At 41.7% G+C, this 15,591-nt stretch carries 14 protein-coding genes; 9 read left to right on the forward strand and 5 right to left on the reverse strand.

Going from position 1 to position 15,591, the window contains the following annotated elements:
* Positions 1 to 230: 230 nt before the first annotated feature.
* The 6 genes from DRED_RS08080 (at position 231) to DRED_RS08105 (ending at position 8,381) form a co-directional block, all read left to right on the forward strand.
* A complete protein-coding gene (locus DRED_RS08080) occupies positions 231 to 1,373 on the forward strand; it encodes an iron-containing alcohol dehydrogenase (RefSeq protein ID WP_011877845.1) in 1,143 nt (380 codons plus the stop codon).
* The gene (locus DRED_RS08085) at positions 1,373 to 3,055 is read left to right on the forward strand and encodes a GAF domain-containing sensor histidine kinase (protein ID WP_011877846.1); all 1,683 of its coding nucleotides are present in this window, start codon (positions 1,373 to 1,375) and stop codon (positions 3,053 to 3,055) included. Before DRED_RS08080 ends, DRED_RS08085 begins: the two co-directional genes overlap by 1 nt.
* The gene (locus DRED_RS08090) at positions 3,048 to 4,496 is read left to right on the forward strand and encodes a sigma-54-dependent transcriptional regulator (protein ID WP_011877847.1); all 1,449 of its coding nucleotides are present in this window, start codon (positions 3,048 to 3,050) and stop codon (positions 4,494 to 4,496) included. The genes DRED_RS08085 and DRED_RS08090 overlap by 8 nt, the downstream gene beginning before the upstream one ends.
* A 218-nt stretch (positions 4,497 to 4,714) precedes the next feature.
* Entirely contained in the window at positions 4,715 to 5,578 is an 864-nt protein-coding gene (locus DRED_RS08095) for an FAD binding domain-containing protein (protein WP_011877848.1), read from the forward strand.
* A 27-nt stretch (positions 5,579 to 5,605) separates the two neighbouring features.
* Positions 5,606 to 6,091 carry a (2Fe-2S)-binding protein gene (locus DRED_RS08100; protein ID WP_011877849.1) on the forward strand — a complete coding sequence of 162 codons (486 nt, stop codon included), beginning with the start codon at positions 5,606 to 5,608 and terminating at the stop codon, positions 6,089 to 6,091.
* A 13-nt stretch (positions 6,092 to 6,104) separates the two neighbouring features.
* On the forward strand, positions 6,105 to 8,381 hold the full coding sequence (locus tag DRED_RS08105) for a xanthine dehydrogenase family protein molybdopterin-binding subunit (RefSeq protein ID WP_011877850.1): 2,277 nt from the start codon (positions 6,105 to 6,107) through the stop codon (positions 8,379 to 8,381).
* 133 nt (positions 8,382 to 8,514) lie between these two features.
* Here DRED_RS08105 and DRED_RS08110 read toward each other — a convergent pair whose 3' ends face one another.
* Entirely contained in the window at positions 8,515 to 9,432 is a 918-nt protein-coding gene (locus tag DRED_RS08110; RefSeq protein WP_011877851.1) for a DMT family transporter, read from the reverse strand.
* 85 nt (positions 9,433 to 9,517) lie between these two features.
* A complete protein-coding gene (locus DRED_RS08115; RefSeq protein ID WP_011877852.1) occupies positions 9,518 to 10,240 on the reverse strand; it encodes a helix-turn-helix transcriptional regulator in 723 nt (240 codons plus the stop codon).
* 549 nt (positions 10,241 to 10,789) lie between these two features.
* Between DRED_RS08115 and DRED_RS08120 the strand changes: the two genes are divergently transcribed.
* The 3 genes from DRED_RS08120 (at position 10,790) to DRED_RS08130 (ending at position 11,945) form a co-directional block, all read left to right on the forward strand.
* Positions 10,790 to 11,326 carry a hypothetical protein gene (locus DRED_RS08120; RefSeq protein WP_238442593.1) on the forward strand — a complete coding sequence of 179 codons (537 nt, stop codon included), beginning with the start codon at positions 10,790 to 10,792 and terminating at the stop codon, positions 11,324 to 11,326.
* Between the two features lie 149 nt (positions 11,327 to 11,475).
* Positions 11,476 to 11,649 (forward strand): twin-arginine translocase TatA/TatE family subunit, encoded by a 174-nt coding sequence (locus tag DRED_RS08125; RefSeq protein WP_011877854.1) that lies wholly within the window; start codon positions 11,476 to 11,478, stop codon positions 11,647 to 11,649.
* 83 nt (positions 11,650 to 11,732) lie between these two features.
* Entirely contained in the window at positions 11,733 to 11,945 is a 213-nt protein-coding gene (locus DRED_RS08130; protein ID WP_156779625.1) for a hypothetical protein, read from the forward strand.
* A 169-nt stretch (positions 11,946 to 12,114) separates the two neighbouring features.
* Here the strand turns inward: DRED_RS08130 and DRED_RS08135 are convergent, their stop codons facing one another.
* Genes DRED_RS08135 through DRED_RS08145 form a run of 3 tightly spaced genes read right to left on the reverse strand, consistent with a single transcriptional unit; the run spans position 12,115 to position 15,432 of the window.
* Positions 12,115 to 12,606 carry a CBS domain-containing protein gene (locus DRED_RS08135; RefSeq protein WP_011877855.1) on the reverse strand — a complete coding sequence of 164 codons (492 nt, stop codon included), beginning with the start codon at positions 12,604 to 12,606 and terminating at the stop codon, positions 12,115 to 12,117.
* Positions 12,607 to 12,629: 23 nt separating this feature from the next.
* The gene (locus DRED_RS08140; RefSeq protein WP_011877856.1) at positions 12,630 to 13,976 is read right to left on the reverse strand and encodes a sigma-54-dependent transcriptional regulator; all 1,347 of its coding nucleotides are present in this window, start codon (positions 13,974 to 13,976) and stop codon (positions 12,630 to 12,632) included.
* Positions 13,951 to 15,432, reverse strand: a complete 1,482-nt coding sequence (locus tag DRED_RS08145) for an ATP-binding protein (protein ID WP_156779626.1) — start codon at positions 15,430 to 15,432, stop codon at positions 13,951 to 13,953. Before DRED_RS08145 ends, DRED_RS08140 begins: the two co-directional genes overlap by 26 nt.
* Positions 15,433 to 15,591: the final 159 nt, after the last annotated feature.

The raw sequence follows: 15,591 nt of genomic DNA on the forward strand, positions 1-15,591 counted from the left end.
AATAGTACCTTAATTAAATGCATTAATAGGCTGATCCATAACTGTACATCTCATCTGTGTTCATATTGCAAATAGGTTTTTGATAATGTAGCAAAGCAAGGTTATAAGCGCAATAATTTTCAAGATTATGTATTACCATAGGAAAGTTGTCAAGTGAATTCCTTATTGAAGGATTTGTTTAAATCCTTGTTTAATTTAAACAATATATTCTCATGATTAGGAGATAGTCCATGGACGTATTTAAATTTGTTTCTCCGGAAATTATTTTTGGCCCTGGTACTGCGACAGAGTGTGGGCTAAGCGCAAGTCGGTTAGGTGCTAAACGTGTTTTTGTTGTGACCGACAGAGGTGTGCATGCCAGTGGGTGGCTGGAGCGTGTTCTAGGAAGTCTTAACGACAATGGTTTGGAGTGTATTGTTTGGAAAGATGTTTCCCCCAATCCCAAGGATTACGAAATATACTGTGGTGTTAATAAATATATAGATAATAAGTGTGATTCGCTGTTAGCGGTAGGGGGTGGTAGTCCAATTGATGCTGCCAAGGCTGTGGCCTTGTTAGTGTCAAACGGAGGAAAACTCTCTGATTATGAAGAAATTGACAGCATCACTCGACCATTACCGCCCATCGTTGCTGTGACCACCACAGCCGGTTCGGGGTCAGAGGTTTCTCAATTTTCAATTATTGTGAATGCCCCGGAAAAAAGAAAGATGACCATTGTATCGAAATCTCTGATACCCTACATTTCCATTCATGATCCCCAGTTATTAGAAACCTTAAATAACCAAGCCATGATTTATTCGGGGGTCCATGTATTAACCCATGCCATTGAAGCCTATGTTTCAAAGGGTGCAACTCCTATGACTGACTTGTTTGCATTGAATGCTATAACATTAGCAGCGGACAGTTTACGCCTAGTTAAGGGAGGAAAGAGAAGCACGGATTTAAATCAGAGTATGGCTATGGCCAACCTTAATGCAGGTTTGGCATTTTCCAATGCCATATTAGGTGCAGTACATGCCATAACACATCAGATAAGTGGATGGTTGGATATACCTGCAGGAATGGTTGATGCGGTTTTGCTGCCCCATGTGGTAGAATACAATTTACCAGCAAATCCATTAAAATATGCTAGGATTGCAGAGGCTCTTGGAGAAAAGGTTACTTCGGTGCAAAATGGAGCAGATAAGGTAATACCAGCTATCAAAAATTTATTTGCGGTTCTGGAATTGCCGGACAAGCTTTCAGATTTAGGTATTAATATGAAACTTTATCCTCTCCTGGCGGAGAATATTACCAAAGACATATGTCTGGTTACCAATCCAATGAACATTGGCTTAAATGATGTTATTGATCTGCTAGGAAGGGCTTGCTAATGGTTAAATTTGAGAAAAATGAAGAGTTACTAAATAAACTTATCGGTGTTCGATCCACCAGGCTCAATCACTATGTTGAGCTTAGAAAAACCATTGAAGAAATGACCAAACAAAATAAAAGGTTAGAGATTATAAATGAAATAGCCCGTAGTATTACAGTAGCTATGTCCTATGACGAGATTATCGAGCGTACTGCGGAACCTCTTAAGGAAGTAATACCCTACGACCTCTTAAGCTTTTGCCTGCTGGAGGGGGATCAGTTGGTTATTAAGTCTGGTATTCCTAAGGAACAGGTAATTCTAGGGGTCGGTACGGTATTACCCAGGGAGAACTCTGCCCCTTGGAAAGCCATGCGGGAAAAAAAGTGCTTTTTGCGTCAAAATATTTGGCAAGACCCAGAAAAGTATGGAGAAGATAGGGACCTTAGAAAGGTAGGCATACGTTCTGCCATTATGGCACCCTTGCTAATTCAAGATAATGTAATTGGTACGCTAAACTTTGGCAGTAATAAAACCGAGGCCTATTCACAGAAGGACTTTGTGTTTGTTCAGCAATTGGCTGACCAGTTGGCGGTCTGCTTACAAAATAGCAGCTTGTATGGTGAGGTTTTAAAAAGCCAGAGAGAGTGGGAAGCAACGTTTCGTGCGGTACCCGATACGCTATTCACCATTGATTTGGATTTTACCATTATGAACATCAATAAGGTGGAAGTTAAAGGCGTTCATTACCGTCAATTGTTAGGAAAAAAATGCTATGAAGTATTTGGCAAAGATCATAAGCAATGCAACCCATGCCCGGCCAGAAATGCCTTTACCACCGGCAAACCGGCAAATGAACTAATCACCCATACCCCTGATAAAATTATGGATACCTTTGCTTACCCACTTTTTGATGAAAATGGTCAGACCGTGGGTTTAGTCATCTATATATCAGATGTTACAGAACGTATTCATATACAGAGTCAGCTTGTGCAATCCGCTAAGCTGGCGGCGGTGGGAGAAATGGCTGCGGGTGTGGCCCATGAATTGAACAGTCCCCTAACTGCAATTCTGGGTGATTCCCAACTTCTATTACGCAAATTTGGGCAGGAACATGCTAGCTATCCAATGCTAGTGGATATCAAGAATTGCGGAACCCGTTGCAAAAGAATAATCCAAAATTTATTGGCATTTTCAAGGCAAGAACAATATCACAATGAGTCTGTTTGTTTAAATCAGGTGGTTGAAAACAGCCTAGCCCTAGTTTCCTATCAAATTGAAAAGACCAATATACGTATTAAAACCAACATACACCAGGAGTTGTCCCCAATATTGGGTAATAAGCAGCAGTTAGAGCAAGTTGTGGTTAATTTTCTTCTAAATGCCAAAGATGCGTTATACGGAGACCCTGCAGGGATTATCACCATCACCACTGGCAGTTTACCAAAGGATTCCGAAGTTAATGAAGTTTTTATCTCGGTAAAAGATAATGGTTGTGGCATAGAACAGTCAAATATATCGAAAATTTTCAATCCTTTCTTTACAACTAAAGAAAATTTTAAAGGTACTGGGCTAGGTCTATCGGTCAGTTTGGGTATTGCACAAAGTCATGGAGGAAGGATAGTGGTTCAAAGTGAACTAGGGCAGGGAAGTACCTTCAGTTTAATCATCCCAGCTGGGCAGAAGGGTGAGAAGAATGACTAGGCAGATAAAAGTGCTTATAGTAGATGATGAAATTGAGGTTTGTAATTTTTTTCGATTTCTCCTTTTGGAAAAGGGCTATGAGGTTGTTACGGCCTACTCAGGCAAGGAATTAACAGCAATGCTATTACAAGATTCCTTTGAATTAGCCTTTGTAGACTTAAGGCTGCTGGACACAGATGGTATTAAGGTGCTGGAGCAAATTAAAGCAGTTCAGCCAGATTGCAGGGTTATACTTATGACTGGCTACAGTACCGTAAAGACTGCTGTGGATGCTATAAAATTAGGGGCCTATGACTACATTGAAAAACCCTTTGAGGAAATAGAAGAACTAGAGTCGTTGATTGATTCAGCATTAGATACCTCGAGGAGAGTCCCCCAGGACAACGAGTCCTTTGTTAAGGAGTTGTTTAGGAACGGAATAATCTGTTCGCATAGAAGTCCCTTAGTAAACGCATTGGCATTGGCAAAAAAGATTGCTAGCAAAAACATAGCTGTTCTTATCCAGGGAGAAACTGGTGTGGGCAAAGAAGTGGTGGCTCGCTACATACACAGCCAGAGCCTACGAACCTCTCAGCCCTTCATAGCGGTCAATTGTGCTGCTTTTACTGAAAGTTTATTGGAAAGTGAGTTGTTCGGACATGAGAAGGGTTCCTTTACCGGAGCTCAAGGTGTACGCAAAGGGATATTCCAAATTGCCGATGGCGGGACCCTATTCCTAGATGAAGTGGGGAATGCCAGTCCAGCCATCCAAGCTAAATTACTACGGGTGCTGGAGTGCGGGGAGTTTCTACCTGTGGGAGGAGAAAAAATTAAGAGAACTGATGTTAGGGTTATTTCCGCTACCAATGTTTCCTTAATTGATGCTGTGGCTATGAAACAGTTTCGAGAGGACCTTTATTATCGTTTAAATGTGTTAACCCTGGACATCCCGCCCTTAAGGGAGCGGAAATGTGATGTTGAGCCCTTGGTTAACCATTTTGCAAAGCGGTTTTATAGTCATGAAAACGGCCATGAACTAATAATTGAGCCTGCCGCCATCGATATTCTAATAAATTACCCCTGGCCCGGCAACGTCAGGGAACTGGCCAATGTTATGGCCCAAGCGGCGGCTTTGGCTGAAAAGGGGAGGATAACCCCGGATATTCTGCCGGATCAAATTAAAAATAAGGGAGAAAATAACTTCGAAAAGCTAAATTTATTAACTGGGGATAATATTGAGGAAATTATTAACCAATATTCTCGTGCTTTGGCAGACCAGTTGGCTACAATTCCTGTGGATCTTAATGAATTGAGTAAAAAACTCAAGGTTGCCCAACATTATATTACAAAACGGGTGGTTCAGGAAGGTCTAAGAAGGGTTAATGGGAATCGAGTAGAGGCAGCAGAAAAGATGAATTGTACCACCAGGGTTTTGCGGTACTATCTAAATGAGAGAGACTAAAGCGATTTTAACCTAAAGCATGGGCCGATTTTTTGGCCCATGCCGTTTTTTTGGCCATGATCTTCGGTGAATGTATTTGCTTATTAGCACGCTTTAAGGCTATTAAGCCCTAAAGTCTGTATATTTAACCAATTCCGATAATTGGCATGGAAATTGCGTTTCTAATTAACAAAGGACCCCACTGTTTAGTGGAGAGGATAAACAAAGGAGGTAGTGCAGTGTTAAAGGATTATGTACTCGCCAAATCGGTTGATGATGTTTTAGCTGAGCTTAACACATATGCAGGAAAAGCCAGGATCATTGCCGGTGGCTCAGATGCAATGCTGGATCTTAACTCAGGAAAACTCAAAACAGATTGTCTGATTGATATTACTAAGATCGGTGAACTCAAAAAGATTGATTATATGGATGGACAAATTGTCATAGGTGCTGCGGTAACACACAGTGAAGTAAAAAATTCGGAGTTAATTAAAACAAAGGCACCTCTATTGTCCGACGCTTCTGGATCAGTGGGATCGCTTCAAATTAGAAATACGGCTACGGTGGTTGGTAATGTTTTAAATGCCCAGCCCGCTGCAGATGCCGCAGTGGCTTTAGTTGCTTTGGGAGCCGAGGCAGAAATTAAAGACATGACAGGCACTGTTTATGTACCTGTTGAAGAAATGTATGCTGGAGTCGGTAAATCAACGGTTGATTCTACTAAACAACTGGTTACTGCTGTGAAATTTTCGGCCTTAGTTGAGGGGCAGGGTTCTGCCTTTGTAAGACTTGCTCAGAGGGGAGCACTGGCACTGCCTATGCTAAATGTTGCAGTTGTTATCTCTCTTAAGGAAGAAAAAGTAGAATGGGTTCGTATTGTCATGGCTCCAGTGGCCCCAAAACCAATTAGAGCAAGAATGGCAGAAAAAGTATTACAGAATGCATCCGTCAGTGAGGAGCTTATAGAAGAGGCTGCCAGGGTGGCCTGTACAGAAGCCAATCCCCGTAACAGTGCCCTAAGAGGTTCCGCGGAGTATAGAAAAGAAGTCTTGGAGGTTTTAGTCAAACGTGCACTGGAACAAGCTATATCCGCAGCAAGGTAAGTTATCAATCTTAAGGGAGGTATTCAAGTGAAGAAGAAAGTATTGAATTTTAAGCTAAATGGGGATCCCATGGAATTGCTTGTTTCCCCTGAAGATACTTTACTTGATGTATTAAGGGATCAACTGGGTTTAACCGGAACTAAAAAGGGTTGCGGCAAAGGAGAATGTGGGGCCTGTACCGTTATAATGAATGGTAAAAGTGTAAATTCCTGCATAGTCCCGGCTTTACAGGCAATGGATAGCGAGGTGGAAACCATTGAAGGTATCGGTACTTCAGAAAAACTGCACCCGTTGCAGGAAACCTTTATTGACCATGGCGCTATTCAATGTGGTTTTTGTACCCCTGGTATGATCATGTCGGCTAAAGCTCTATTGGATCAAAACTTAGCTCCAACCCGTACAGAAATCAAAGAGGCCATTGCGGGAAATATTTGCCGATGCACTGGCTATGTAAAAATTGAAGAGGCCGTACAGTCTGCCGCTGAGATAATGAAAAACAATAAAGAACAGTAAGGGAGGGAAAAAAGTGAAAAAAGATTATGCTGTGGTTGGAAAAAGCGTTCGTCGGTTAGACGCAATGGAAAAGGCCATGGGGAAAGCGACCTTTACCACTGATATAAAATTACCTGGTATGTTATACGGCAAGGTTTTACGAAGTCCGCATCCCCACGCAAGGATTGTCAAGATTGATACCAGCAAAGCGGAGGCCCTGCCGGGGGTAAAGGCTGTGGCTACTTATCTTAATACCCCTCGGGTAAAATTTAATACTTCGGCTACTTCCACTTTCACCATTCCGCCCTTGCAGCCTGTGGAAGACCAATATATATTTGATTCTGTGGTTCGCTATGTGGGGGATGAAGTTGCTGCAGTGGCGGCTGTTTCCAAAAGTATAGCCCAGGAAGCCTTAGGATTAATTGAAGTGGAATATGAATTATTACCCACTGTATTTGACCCCTTAGAGGCTATGAAGGATGATGCTCCGGTTATTCACGAATCTGAGGCCGGCAAGAATATTCCCGGGGAGAAAATTCATATAGAAATGGGTGATGTCGAAAAGGGTTTTAACGAAGCCGATTATGTTTTTGAGCATACCTTTAAACTGCCAGTGCAAAAGCAGGCACAAATGGAGACCCAGGCGGCAGTGGCCCAGGTTGCTGTGGATGGTAAGGTAACGGTATGGTCTACCACCCAAACTCCCCACCCCTCCAGAAGAATTTTAGCAACCATTTTTGGTATACCCTACAGTAAAGTTCGTGTATTGAACCCACCTTATATTGGCGGCGGTTTTGGCGTTCGTATCGGATTGTCCGCCAAGGCCGAACCCATAGCCCTGGCTCTGGCCATGCTGGCTAAACAACCGGTTAAAGTGGTATACGACCGTAAGGAAGACTTTATTGCTTCAGATACACGGCATGCAGGTTATGTAACTGTTAAAACAGGGGTTAACAAGGATGGAACCTTTAATGCTCGCAAAATAACTGCCATCCTTAATTCTGGTGCCTATTGCAGTTGGAGTGCAGAAGCTCCCGGGGTTCTTGGCGCTATGGGTCTTTCTATCTACTATTGCCCGAACCAACTATATGATGGTCATAGTGTATACACCAATACCACTCCTGCTGGAGCCATGCGGGGTTTTGGCAACCCACAGGCCATGTTTGCTGTGGATTCCCAGGTGGATATTATTGCTGAGTCCCTTTCAATGGACCCCTTAGAACTAAGACGGAAAAACATGATGCGGACTGGCCAGCCATGGGTGTTGCCCTATCCCTGCTTGAGTTCCGGCTTGGAAGAGTGCATGGACCGGGGAGCTAAGGAAATTGGTTGGGAGCGCAGAACCAAGCTAAGCAAGGACGGTACTAAGCGGAGGGGAATGGGTATGGCCATTGGTACCCACGTATCCAATGCTTGGCCCTTCTGCGGGGACTATTCCAATGCCTATGTAACAGTGCAACAGGATGGTTCTGTTCATGTAGCCAGCGGGGTGCCGGACATGGGTACTGGAACCATGACCACCCTTAGCCAGATGGCTGCAGAAATATTAGGGGTCACCATTGATCAAGTGGGCATTACCATTGCTGATACGGAGTCCACTCCCTTTGAGATTGGTAGTCACGCCAGCCGTACCTGTTATGCATCCGGTACAGCGGTGGTGGCTGCTGCCCAGGATGCCAGAAAACAAGTGGTTGAATATGCTGGCAAGATGCTGAATGTAAATCCAGACGAGTTGGATATTGAAGAAGGTATTATTTATTCAACCCTCAATGAGGAAATTCGAGTTCCTCTGGGTACAGTAGCAATTGAAGCCCACCTGCATGGTCTACAGTTTATTGGGGTAGGTAAAATTATACCGCAGAATGCTCCTCCCTACCTGGCCCACTTTGCCGAAGTTGAGGTCGATACCGAAACAGGAAAAGTAAGTATAATTAAGCTGGTTGCTGCTCACGATGTAGGAAAAGCCATACACCCCATTATTGTGGAGGGGCAATTGGAGGGCGGACTGGCAATGGGTGTTGGCTACGCTCTCAGTGAGGAGATTAAGTATGATAGCAAAGGGAAACAGTTAAATGATGGCTTTCATAAATACATGCTACCCACAGCCATGGATATTCCAGAAATGAAGGCCATTATTGTAGAGGCTGAAGATCCCACAGGTCCCTTTGGTGCTAAGGGCGTTGGGGAAACTGGACTGGTGGCGACTGCTGCTGCCATTGCCAATGCAGTATACGAAGCCATTGGAATCCGGTTCTTTGAAATACCCTTAACTGAGGAGCGGGTTTACAAGGCTCTAAAAGAACGCAAATAGTCAAGTTATTAACTCTGAGGGACACCTTACGACCTAAGGTGTCCCCAGAATGCTGTTACACTGCTTCGAAAATCGTTCACTATGGATAAGTAAATATTTTTAATAACTTTGCCAACAAGCTAAACAACCTCTTCTAATCGGAAGAGGTTGTTTTTATGGTATTTACGGTTTGGGAAGTGTTTCCCCTCATATTATAGTAAACCCCCAAAATGATAAAAAAGCTGCCAAGAAAGAAAGTATTGCTTAGTTGTTCTTGTAAGAACAGCAAACCCAGCAGTGTGCCTACCACCGGTTGAAAGAAGAAAAACAATCCTGCTTGGTGAGAAGGTAGCATGGATAGACCTTTGTTCCAACTAAAAAATGCTAAGGCAGTAGAAATGATAGCAATATACAAGATGCTTAGCACCATGGGGAGTTGAATCAAATCCTCAAAGGACCATATGTTACGTTCAAAAAAAATACAGGGAAAAGTCAGGACAGTAGCAATTAGAATGCCCCAGGTGGTGATCTGTAGGGGTGTATAGATGGTGGAAATCTTTCTAGAGATCACCGAATAATAACCCCAGAAAAGTGCTGCCTCCAGTAAAAACAGTTTTCCTATAATAGTTTTATCTGGACCCTGTGAACCGGGCATACCAACAACCACCAGCACACCGATAAAGGCAATGGCAATGGAAACCACCTGCTTGAGGGTAATCTTTTCTTTCAATAAAGGAATGGCAAAGGCGGATAAGAAGACTGGTGATAAGGTTGTTATTACTGCACCCATGTGGGCTGAAGATAATTTTGTACCGATAAATTGAGCGGCAATGGATAGAAAATAACCAACAAATCCTATCTGAAAGACCAGGTTTCTCTGTTGGCGGGGGATCAATTGAGCCCCTTTGAAATAGAGAATTGCCAACAATAGACCGGATGCAATCAGATAACGGATAAAAAGTAATGTAAAGGGTGGTATTGTATCAAGGGCGAATTTGCTAACAACATACATGCCTCCCCAAATACTGGCAGCCAGCGATAAGTAAAAGGCCCCTACATAATGCTCTTTCAAAGACATCCCTCCTGCAAAAAATACTTATCCTCATTATAAATAAAATAAAGGGCTTTTTTTGCCCTTTATTTAGCATTTCTTTATCTTATCTTTGGAAAGCTTTTCGATAGTCCGAGGCGGACATACCTTCTTTTTGCCTGAACAACCTCGCCAAAGAAGATTGCTGTTCATAGCCAACCTCCTGAGCAATTCTTAATAAAGAGAAGTCAGTATTGATTAAAAGGTATTTAGCTTTTTCTAAACGGAGTTTCTGAATAAAGGCAAGCGGTGAAAGTCCTGTTTTTTTCTGAAACCATTGACAGTAATAAGACGGGTTATAATGTTCCAGTGCCGCCAAATACTCCAGAGATATTTTTTCCTGGTAATGGTTTTGCACATATTGGATGGATACTGGTTGATCAAAATTGTATAAAAGACGGGAGGCATATCTGAACAAATCATGAAGGGATGGATTTGGTTTAGAATGCGCTCCTGTTTCACTTAAAAATAAAAACCGAAGAGATTCCCAACGCTGGTCCAAAGGTAAATAAACCCCACCATCCATATTTTTATAGTTTTGTTCTGGTAATAATGATGCGGGAATATCCAGGACAAGAAATTCATTCTTGTCCTTGGAATAGAAGGTGTGGTTATCTCCAGGTGGTAAAAAGAATAAGTGCTTGTTATCAAGTCTTACTCTGTGTAAGTTAGTCTCAATAAATAGAGTTCCTTGTAGGGGCAACAGCAATTGGCCAAAGGAGTGGGCATGGCTAAGACAAGAATTGGTGTAAATTCGTCTTTCACACAAAATATTTCTTAACTCGTCCATAACCTAACCCCCTTATTATACCTATCACTATTATAATGCATTTTTCTTAAAGAGCTAAGACCTTTGTTTTGTCATGCCTAAATCGCACCCTGACTGTGCAAAAACCTCTTTTATGTTATGCCGGATAGCATTCAAGTTTATTTCGGTCCAGATAGGTTCGTGCATAAAAACAACCTCTTTAATATTGCTTATTTTTGGAACTTAGGTAACATTTGTAATTTTAATCTGAAGGCACCCATTAAAAGGTTTACAACAACGGATATTCCTGTTCCCTATAGCAAAACCGCTGGAAATTTTTATATACCCAGTCCAAACAAAACTGATGAATGAGATTAGGACAATAATATAAGGGACTTAGCATAATTGGGCGGAATTTGCAAATGTTTTGCCAAAGGTCAGGTCTGTAATATATATGGGCCCTTTAGACTATTAAAGATGGGTAGAATTGCTCAATAATCACCCAAAAAATTTAAAAACTGTGTTTTTTGGAAAATAGTAGTGGAATTTCACATGAGTAGTCGTTATTATAGAAGGAGAAATAGACAGACCATGAAGAGGTGGATGACCATTCCTACCATAATAGACACGTCAGCTGGCAATTTGCCTTCCAGGGAAGATAAAATAGATGGCTTAACCAGAGGGAAAAGAAAGAAAAAAAAGTATCAGATGAAGAAGGGACTTAAGAGATTCCTTTTTTTGTCAATGTTGGTTTTGCTTTGTGCCGGTGGGTATTATTTAGCCAAAAACAGTTTTCATTTGCAGTTAGCATCGGGGGCGCCACTGGAAAAACCAGTTGAGCAACTGCATGTATTGGATACATCCAGGATCTATTTATATGCTCCCCAATTTGAACAAGGCAATATCGTACTGCAGGGAACTGTCCTAAGTCCAGAACTGCAATATAAGAATTCCCAATACAAGATGATTGGCAAGGATATGTATATCCGTTTACTGGTTCAAGCAAACCCTGACAAGACCTTAAAAGAATTTGGTTTTAAAGTACCCTACGATAAAAATAAAATTAAAAAAGTTTATATCATGGGGCCTACTGAAAAGGATAAATACCTTGTATTACAAAACCCGTAGCTTAAGTAGAAACTATAAAATTAAATATATTGTCTCCCTATCAGCTGATAGATATTTAACGAAATAGATTGTATAATTAAATTCTTAGGGATTAAAATAAGAATTTTATCCTTGTCTTCAGTAATAATCAATACAGGGAGGTTAATGCTATGTATGGAGCCCTGCAACCTACTCACTTACTACTAATTTTATTTATTGTTCTGATTATTTTTGGGCCTGGCAAAATGGTCGGTATGGGAAAAAAACTGGGTGAAACTGTACGCGAATTCAAAAATGAGGTTACGGTAGAGGACGATCAGGAGAAAAAGAACGAGAACAGTTAATTGATTAAATTTATTTAATTATTTATGTGTTTAAAAACCACCTTCACTGAATATATATTTCAAAAAGCAGTGGAGGTGGTTTTGTGATGTTTCCTAAGCACACTCGTGTCATCCTTCACAACGGTAAAGAATATCATCTGACAGAGACTTGGAGTGGTGAGATTATTGTTATACAGGCGGGCTCAGACAAACCATTGGACTGGAAAAGCTATGAGTATGTCAGTGTAGTTTCCGAGTATAAAATACTGGAAAATACCTTGCAAGAAGCTGCATTCAATACAATAAGCAACGGATAATGAAAGCCCCCGGCATAAGCCGGGGGCTTGTTTGGCATATCAGAAAGTATAAAACTTTCCGATATGCATAAGGGCAAACTAAGGCTCCGCCGACGTCTAAAGACTTGGCGGAGCCAAGTTTTTCTAATATATTACTTCATTTATTGATAAACCTACTATTAGCATCCAATTATAGTAGGTTTCCCAGCAACCAGAACAAATCAATGGTTCGAATAACCCCAATGGGAACATGGTTTTCCAGTACCGGGATCAGGTTCTCCTCTTGCAAAAGCATCTTCCTAATAACCTCTTGGATTGGTTGCTGGGTGTCTACAGTACCTAGAAAAATGGGTCGCATGATGTCCTTTACCTTAATACCCTCAGATTCATGGATCCGATTAATAAAAAACCAACTCCAGGAGGCAGATTTAACCCAAGGATCATTGTAATGATCTTTAAGTCCCACTGCCTTTAAAAGATCTAATAAGGTTAATATTCCACTCACATTACCCTTATTATCCAGTACAATCAGGGCTCGATGACCATGAAAGGCCCCAGACTTATCGCGGTAGATGGAAATTCTCAAGGTGTAAATGGCATGGCGAATAGAATCATCCGCTGAGACCGTGGCGTAATCACTTAACGGGATCATAACATCACGGGCAGTTAAACTCTGCAGCATTCATACCACCCTTTCTATAATACCTATAACTTAATACCGTATTTTTGCATTCGGTAAAGTAACGTAGGACGAGAAATTCCCAAATATTTTGCAGCCTTTGTCTGATTATAGTTATGTTTTTCCAATGCTTTTATGATAAGATGTTTTTCTAACTCTTCAAGGGAGAACCCACTTTCCGGGAGATTTAAAATGGGGTCTGCATTTTCCTTTAAACTATCCAATAACTCCCTGGGCAGATGTACAGGTTGGATTTCTGAACCTTGACAAACAATCAGAGCTCTTTCAATGGCATTTTGAAGTTCTCGAATATTACCAGGCCAGTGGTAGTTATTTAAAATCTTCATTGCCTCCGGTGATATTTTTTTACTTCGGGAAGGATCAAACTTACTTAGAAAATGATTTACCAATAAAGAGATGTCTTCTTTGCGGGAACGCAATGGAGGGAGGTTAATTCGCATGACGTTTAACCGATAATATAAATCCTCCCGAAAGGTTCCCTTGGCAATGGCAGAGGATAACTCCGAGTTGGTGGCAGCAATTACTCGTACATCCACTTGAATGGTCTCGGTACCTCCCAGTCTTTCAAAACATCTTTCCTGCAGAACCCGCAGCAACTTAACCTGCATGCTGATGGGCATTTCTCCAATCTCATCTAAAAAAATAGTCCCCCTATCCGCAATTTCAAAGCGACCTTTCTTTTTGCTTGTGGCACCAGTAAAGGCCCCTTTTTCATGCCCAAACAATTCACTTTCCAGAAGTTGTTCCGGTAGAGCTGCGCAATTGACTGCCACAAAGGGCCTGTCGGCTCGTTTGCTGGATTTATGTATTTCTACCGCTGCCACTTCTTTGCCAGTACCACTTTCCCCGGTAATAAGAACAGTGGCATTGGTTTTGGCTACCTGTCGGATTAACAGGGAAACCTCTTTTATTGCATCACTCTGACCCACCATTTTACCATATTTTTTACCCAGTTCCTGTCGTAAAAAATCAACCTGATTTTCTAAATTGGATAGATGGAGGGCCTGTTTAACTTGAACTTTTAGTTCATCCAGCTTAAATGGTTTGGTGATATAATCAGTGGCACCGAATTTCATGGCTTCGATGGCGGTTTCAATTGTGCCGTGAGCAGTAATCATGATCACAGGGATATTAGAGTTGATACTTTTAATCTTTTTTAATACCTCAATACCTGTGATGTCCGGCATCTTTAAATCCAGAATTACCAATGAAGGTTCAGTTTCATGGGCTAACTCAATACCCCGAAGACCCCGGGTAGCTGTTATCACTTGGTATCCTTCATGGCCTAATGCCCTCTCAAGGGCCCAGCACATTCTTTCTTCATCATCAATGACCAGAATTCGTGGTATCAAGACAATCCCTCCTCTCGGAGATATGTTTTTTCCTTGGCAACCGAATGGTAAATGTGGTTCCTTTGTTCCGGGTACTAGACACTTCAATGGTTCCTTCATGTAGCTTAATGTTTTGGTAAGAAATAGAAAGCCCAAGCCCAGTGCCAGCCTTTTTGGTCGTGTAAAAGGGATCAAAAATCTTAGACTTTTCTTCTAAGTCAATACCTTCACCCGTGTCCGAGAAGGTGACTGTCACCAAGTTTTCACTTTGCTCTGTTTTAATATCCAATGTTCCACCGGATGGCATGGCCTCCGCAGCATTAACAATAAGATTAACAAATACCTGTTTAAGTTTTTCAGTATCCGCCATGATTTTAGGCAGACTTTCATCCAAATGCAAGTGAACCGTTACATTTTCTTTTCGCAACATCGCAGCAGAGAAGGATAGTACACCCTTTAGAAGGTCATTAACAGAACATTCCTTAATAGATACCTTTGTTGGACGGCCAAAATCTAGAAGTTCTTGAATCACCATGTTTTGGCGATCCACTTGTTCGTCAACTGCTTTGGTAAATTCATCGATACCACTAACCTGAGAGTACTCATCTTTCATTAGTTCCACCAGGGTTTTAATAATACCGATGGGGTTTCGCAACTCGTGAGCTACGCCCGTTGCCAGACGGCCAAGTGCAATAAGGTGCTCCGACTGACGCAGTTGGTCTTCCAGTCGTTCCTTTTCCAACAAGCCAAGGGCCATACGGTTAACTGCCTGGGCTACCTGGCCCAGTTCGCCGGACATCTCGGGCAGTAGGTGGTGAATATCGTGTTCCATGCGATGTAACCCCTTTTTTAAACGATCAACACCGGTTGTAATATTGCGGATTGTTAAAAGGGTTGCAAACATGACCATGGCCAACACTGCTAAAGTAAAGTAACGAAGGAATTTCCGAGCATAATTGCTTTGGTAGAAGAAGGGGTTTAAACGTTCGCCTGCCCACATAACTGCTACCACTTTTCCTTGCAATATCACAGGGGAAATGTACTCAACAACTTGGTCATCCCAGGAACCGGAAATGTAAAAATTGGGCTCCTTGCTCATTTCAGTTGCCACCAAGCGAGGCTTAGTATTGGCGAAAATAATTTTTTCCCGCTGGGCTTCCTCTTCAGGGGAGAGATTACGATAGTTATGCAGGAAACCCAGTACTTTGATTTTTTCTGTTTGAGGTACATAGAGACCGAAGCGGATGCCAGAATTAGCAGGCAGGTGCGGCTCTACCACCCGTGTAAATTCATTATGCAGTGTGGTTGAGGAGATATTCTCGGGAGTTATTCTTAGAGACTCAAGGTTTTTCATAAAACTTTGGTTAGTACTCTTAACCAGAGCTTTTAATCGCTGCTCTTTCTCTAGAAATATTACCTTATCTGTTTGGGAGGCGAAGAATACGTCATACATCAATGCTACAATAGGTACAAGCATAATCACTGCAATAATAGTTACTATCTGATTAGTTAGACTATTTTGTTTAAAGAAAGGAAAAATATTTTTATTATTCAGTAAAATCGACCTCCCTTTTGGATATTTTTCTTTATGTGAATTATATACTACAAGTAGGTGTAGGAAAAGATACAAAAACGA

The sequence above is a fragment of the Desulforamulus reducens MI-1 genome (assembly GCF_000016165.1).
Taxonomy (GTDB): Bacteria; Bacillota; Desulfotomaculia; order Desulfotomaculales; family Desulfotomaculaceae; genus Desulfotomaculum; species Desulfotomaculum reducens.

Coding starts and splice junctions, on each gene's coding strand:
- DRED_RS08080 (WP_011877845.1), top strand. CDS start 231: ATGGACGTATTTAAATTTGTTTCTCCGGAAATTATTTTTGGCCCTGGT.
- DRED_RS08085 (WP_011877846.1), top strand. CDS start 1,373: ATGGTTAAATTTGAGAAAAATGAAGAGTTACTAAATAAACTTATCGGT.
- DRED_RS08090 (WP_011877847.1), top strand. CDS start 3,048: ATGACTAGGCAGATAAAAGTGCTTATAGTAGATGATGAAATTGAGGTT.
- DRED_RS08115 (WP_011877852.1), bottom strand. CDS start 10,240: ATGGACGAGTTAAGAAATATTTTGTGTGAAAGACGAATTTACACCAAT.
- DRED_RS08120 (WP_238442593.1), top strand. CDS start 10,790: ATGAAGAGGTGGATGACCATTCCTACCATAATAGACACGTCAGCTGGC.
- DRED_RS08125 (WP_011877854.1), top strand. CDS start 11,476: ATGTATGGAGCCCTGCAACCTACTCACTTACTACTAATTTTATTTATT.
- DRED_RS08135 (WP_011877855.1), bottom strand. CDS start 12,606: ATGCTGCAGAGTTTAACTGCCCGTGATGTTATGATCCCGTTAAGTGAT.
- DRED_RS08145 (WP_156779626.1), bottom strand. CDS start 15,432: ATGCTTGTACCTATTGTAGCATTGATGTATGACGTATTCTTCGCCTCC.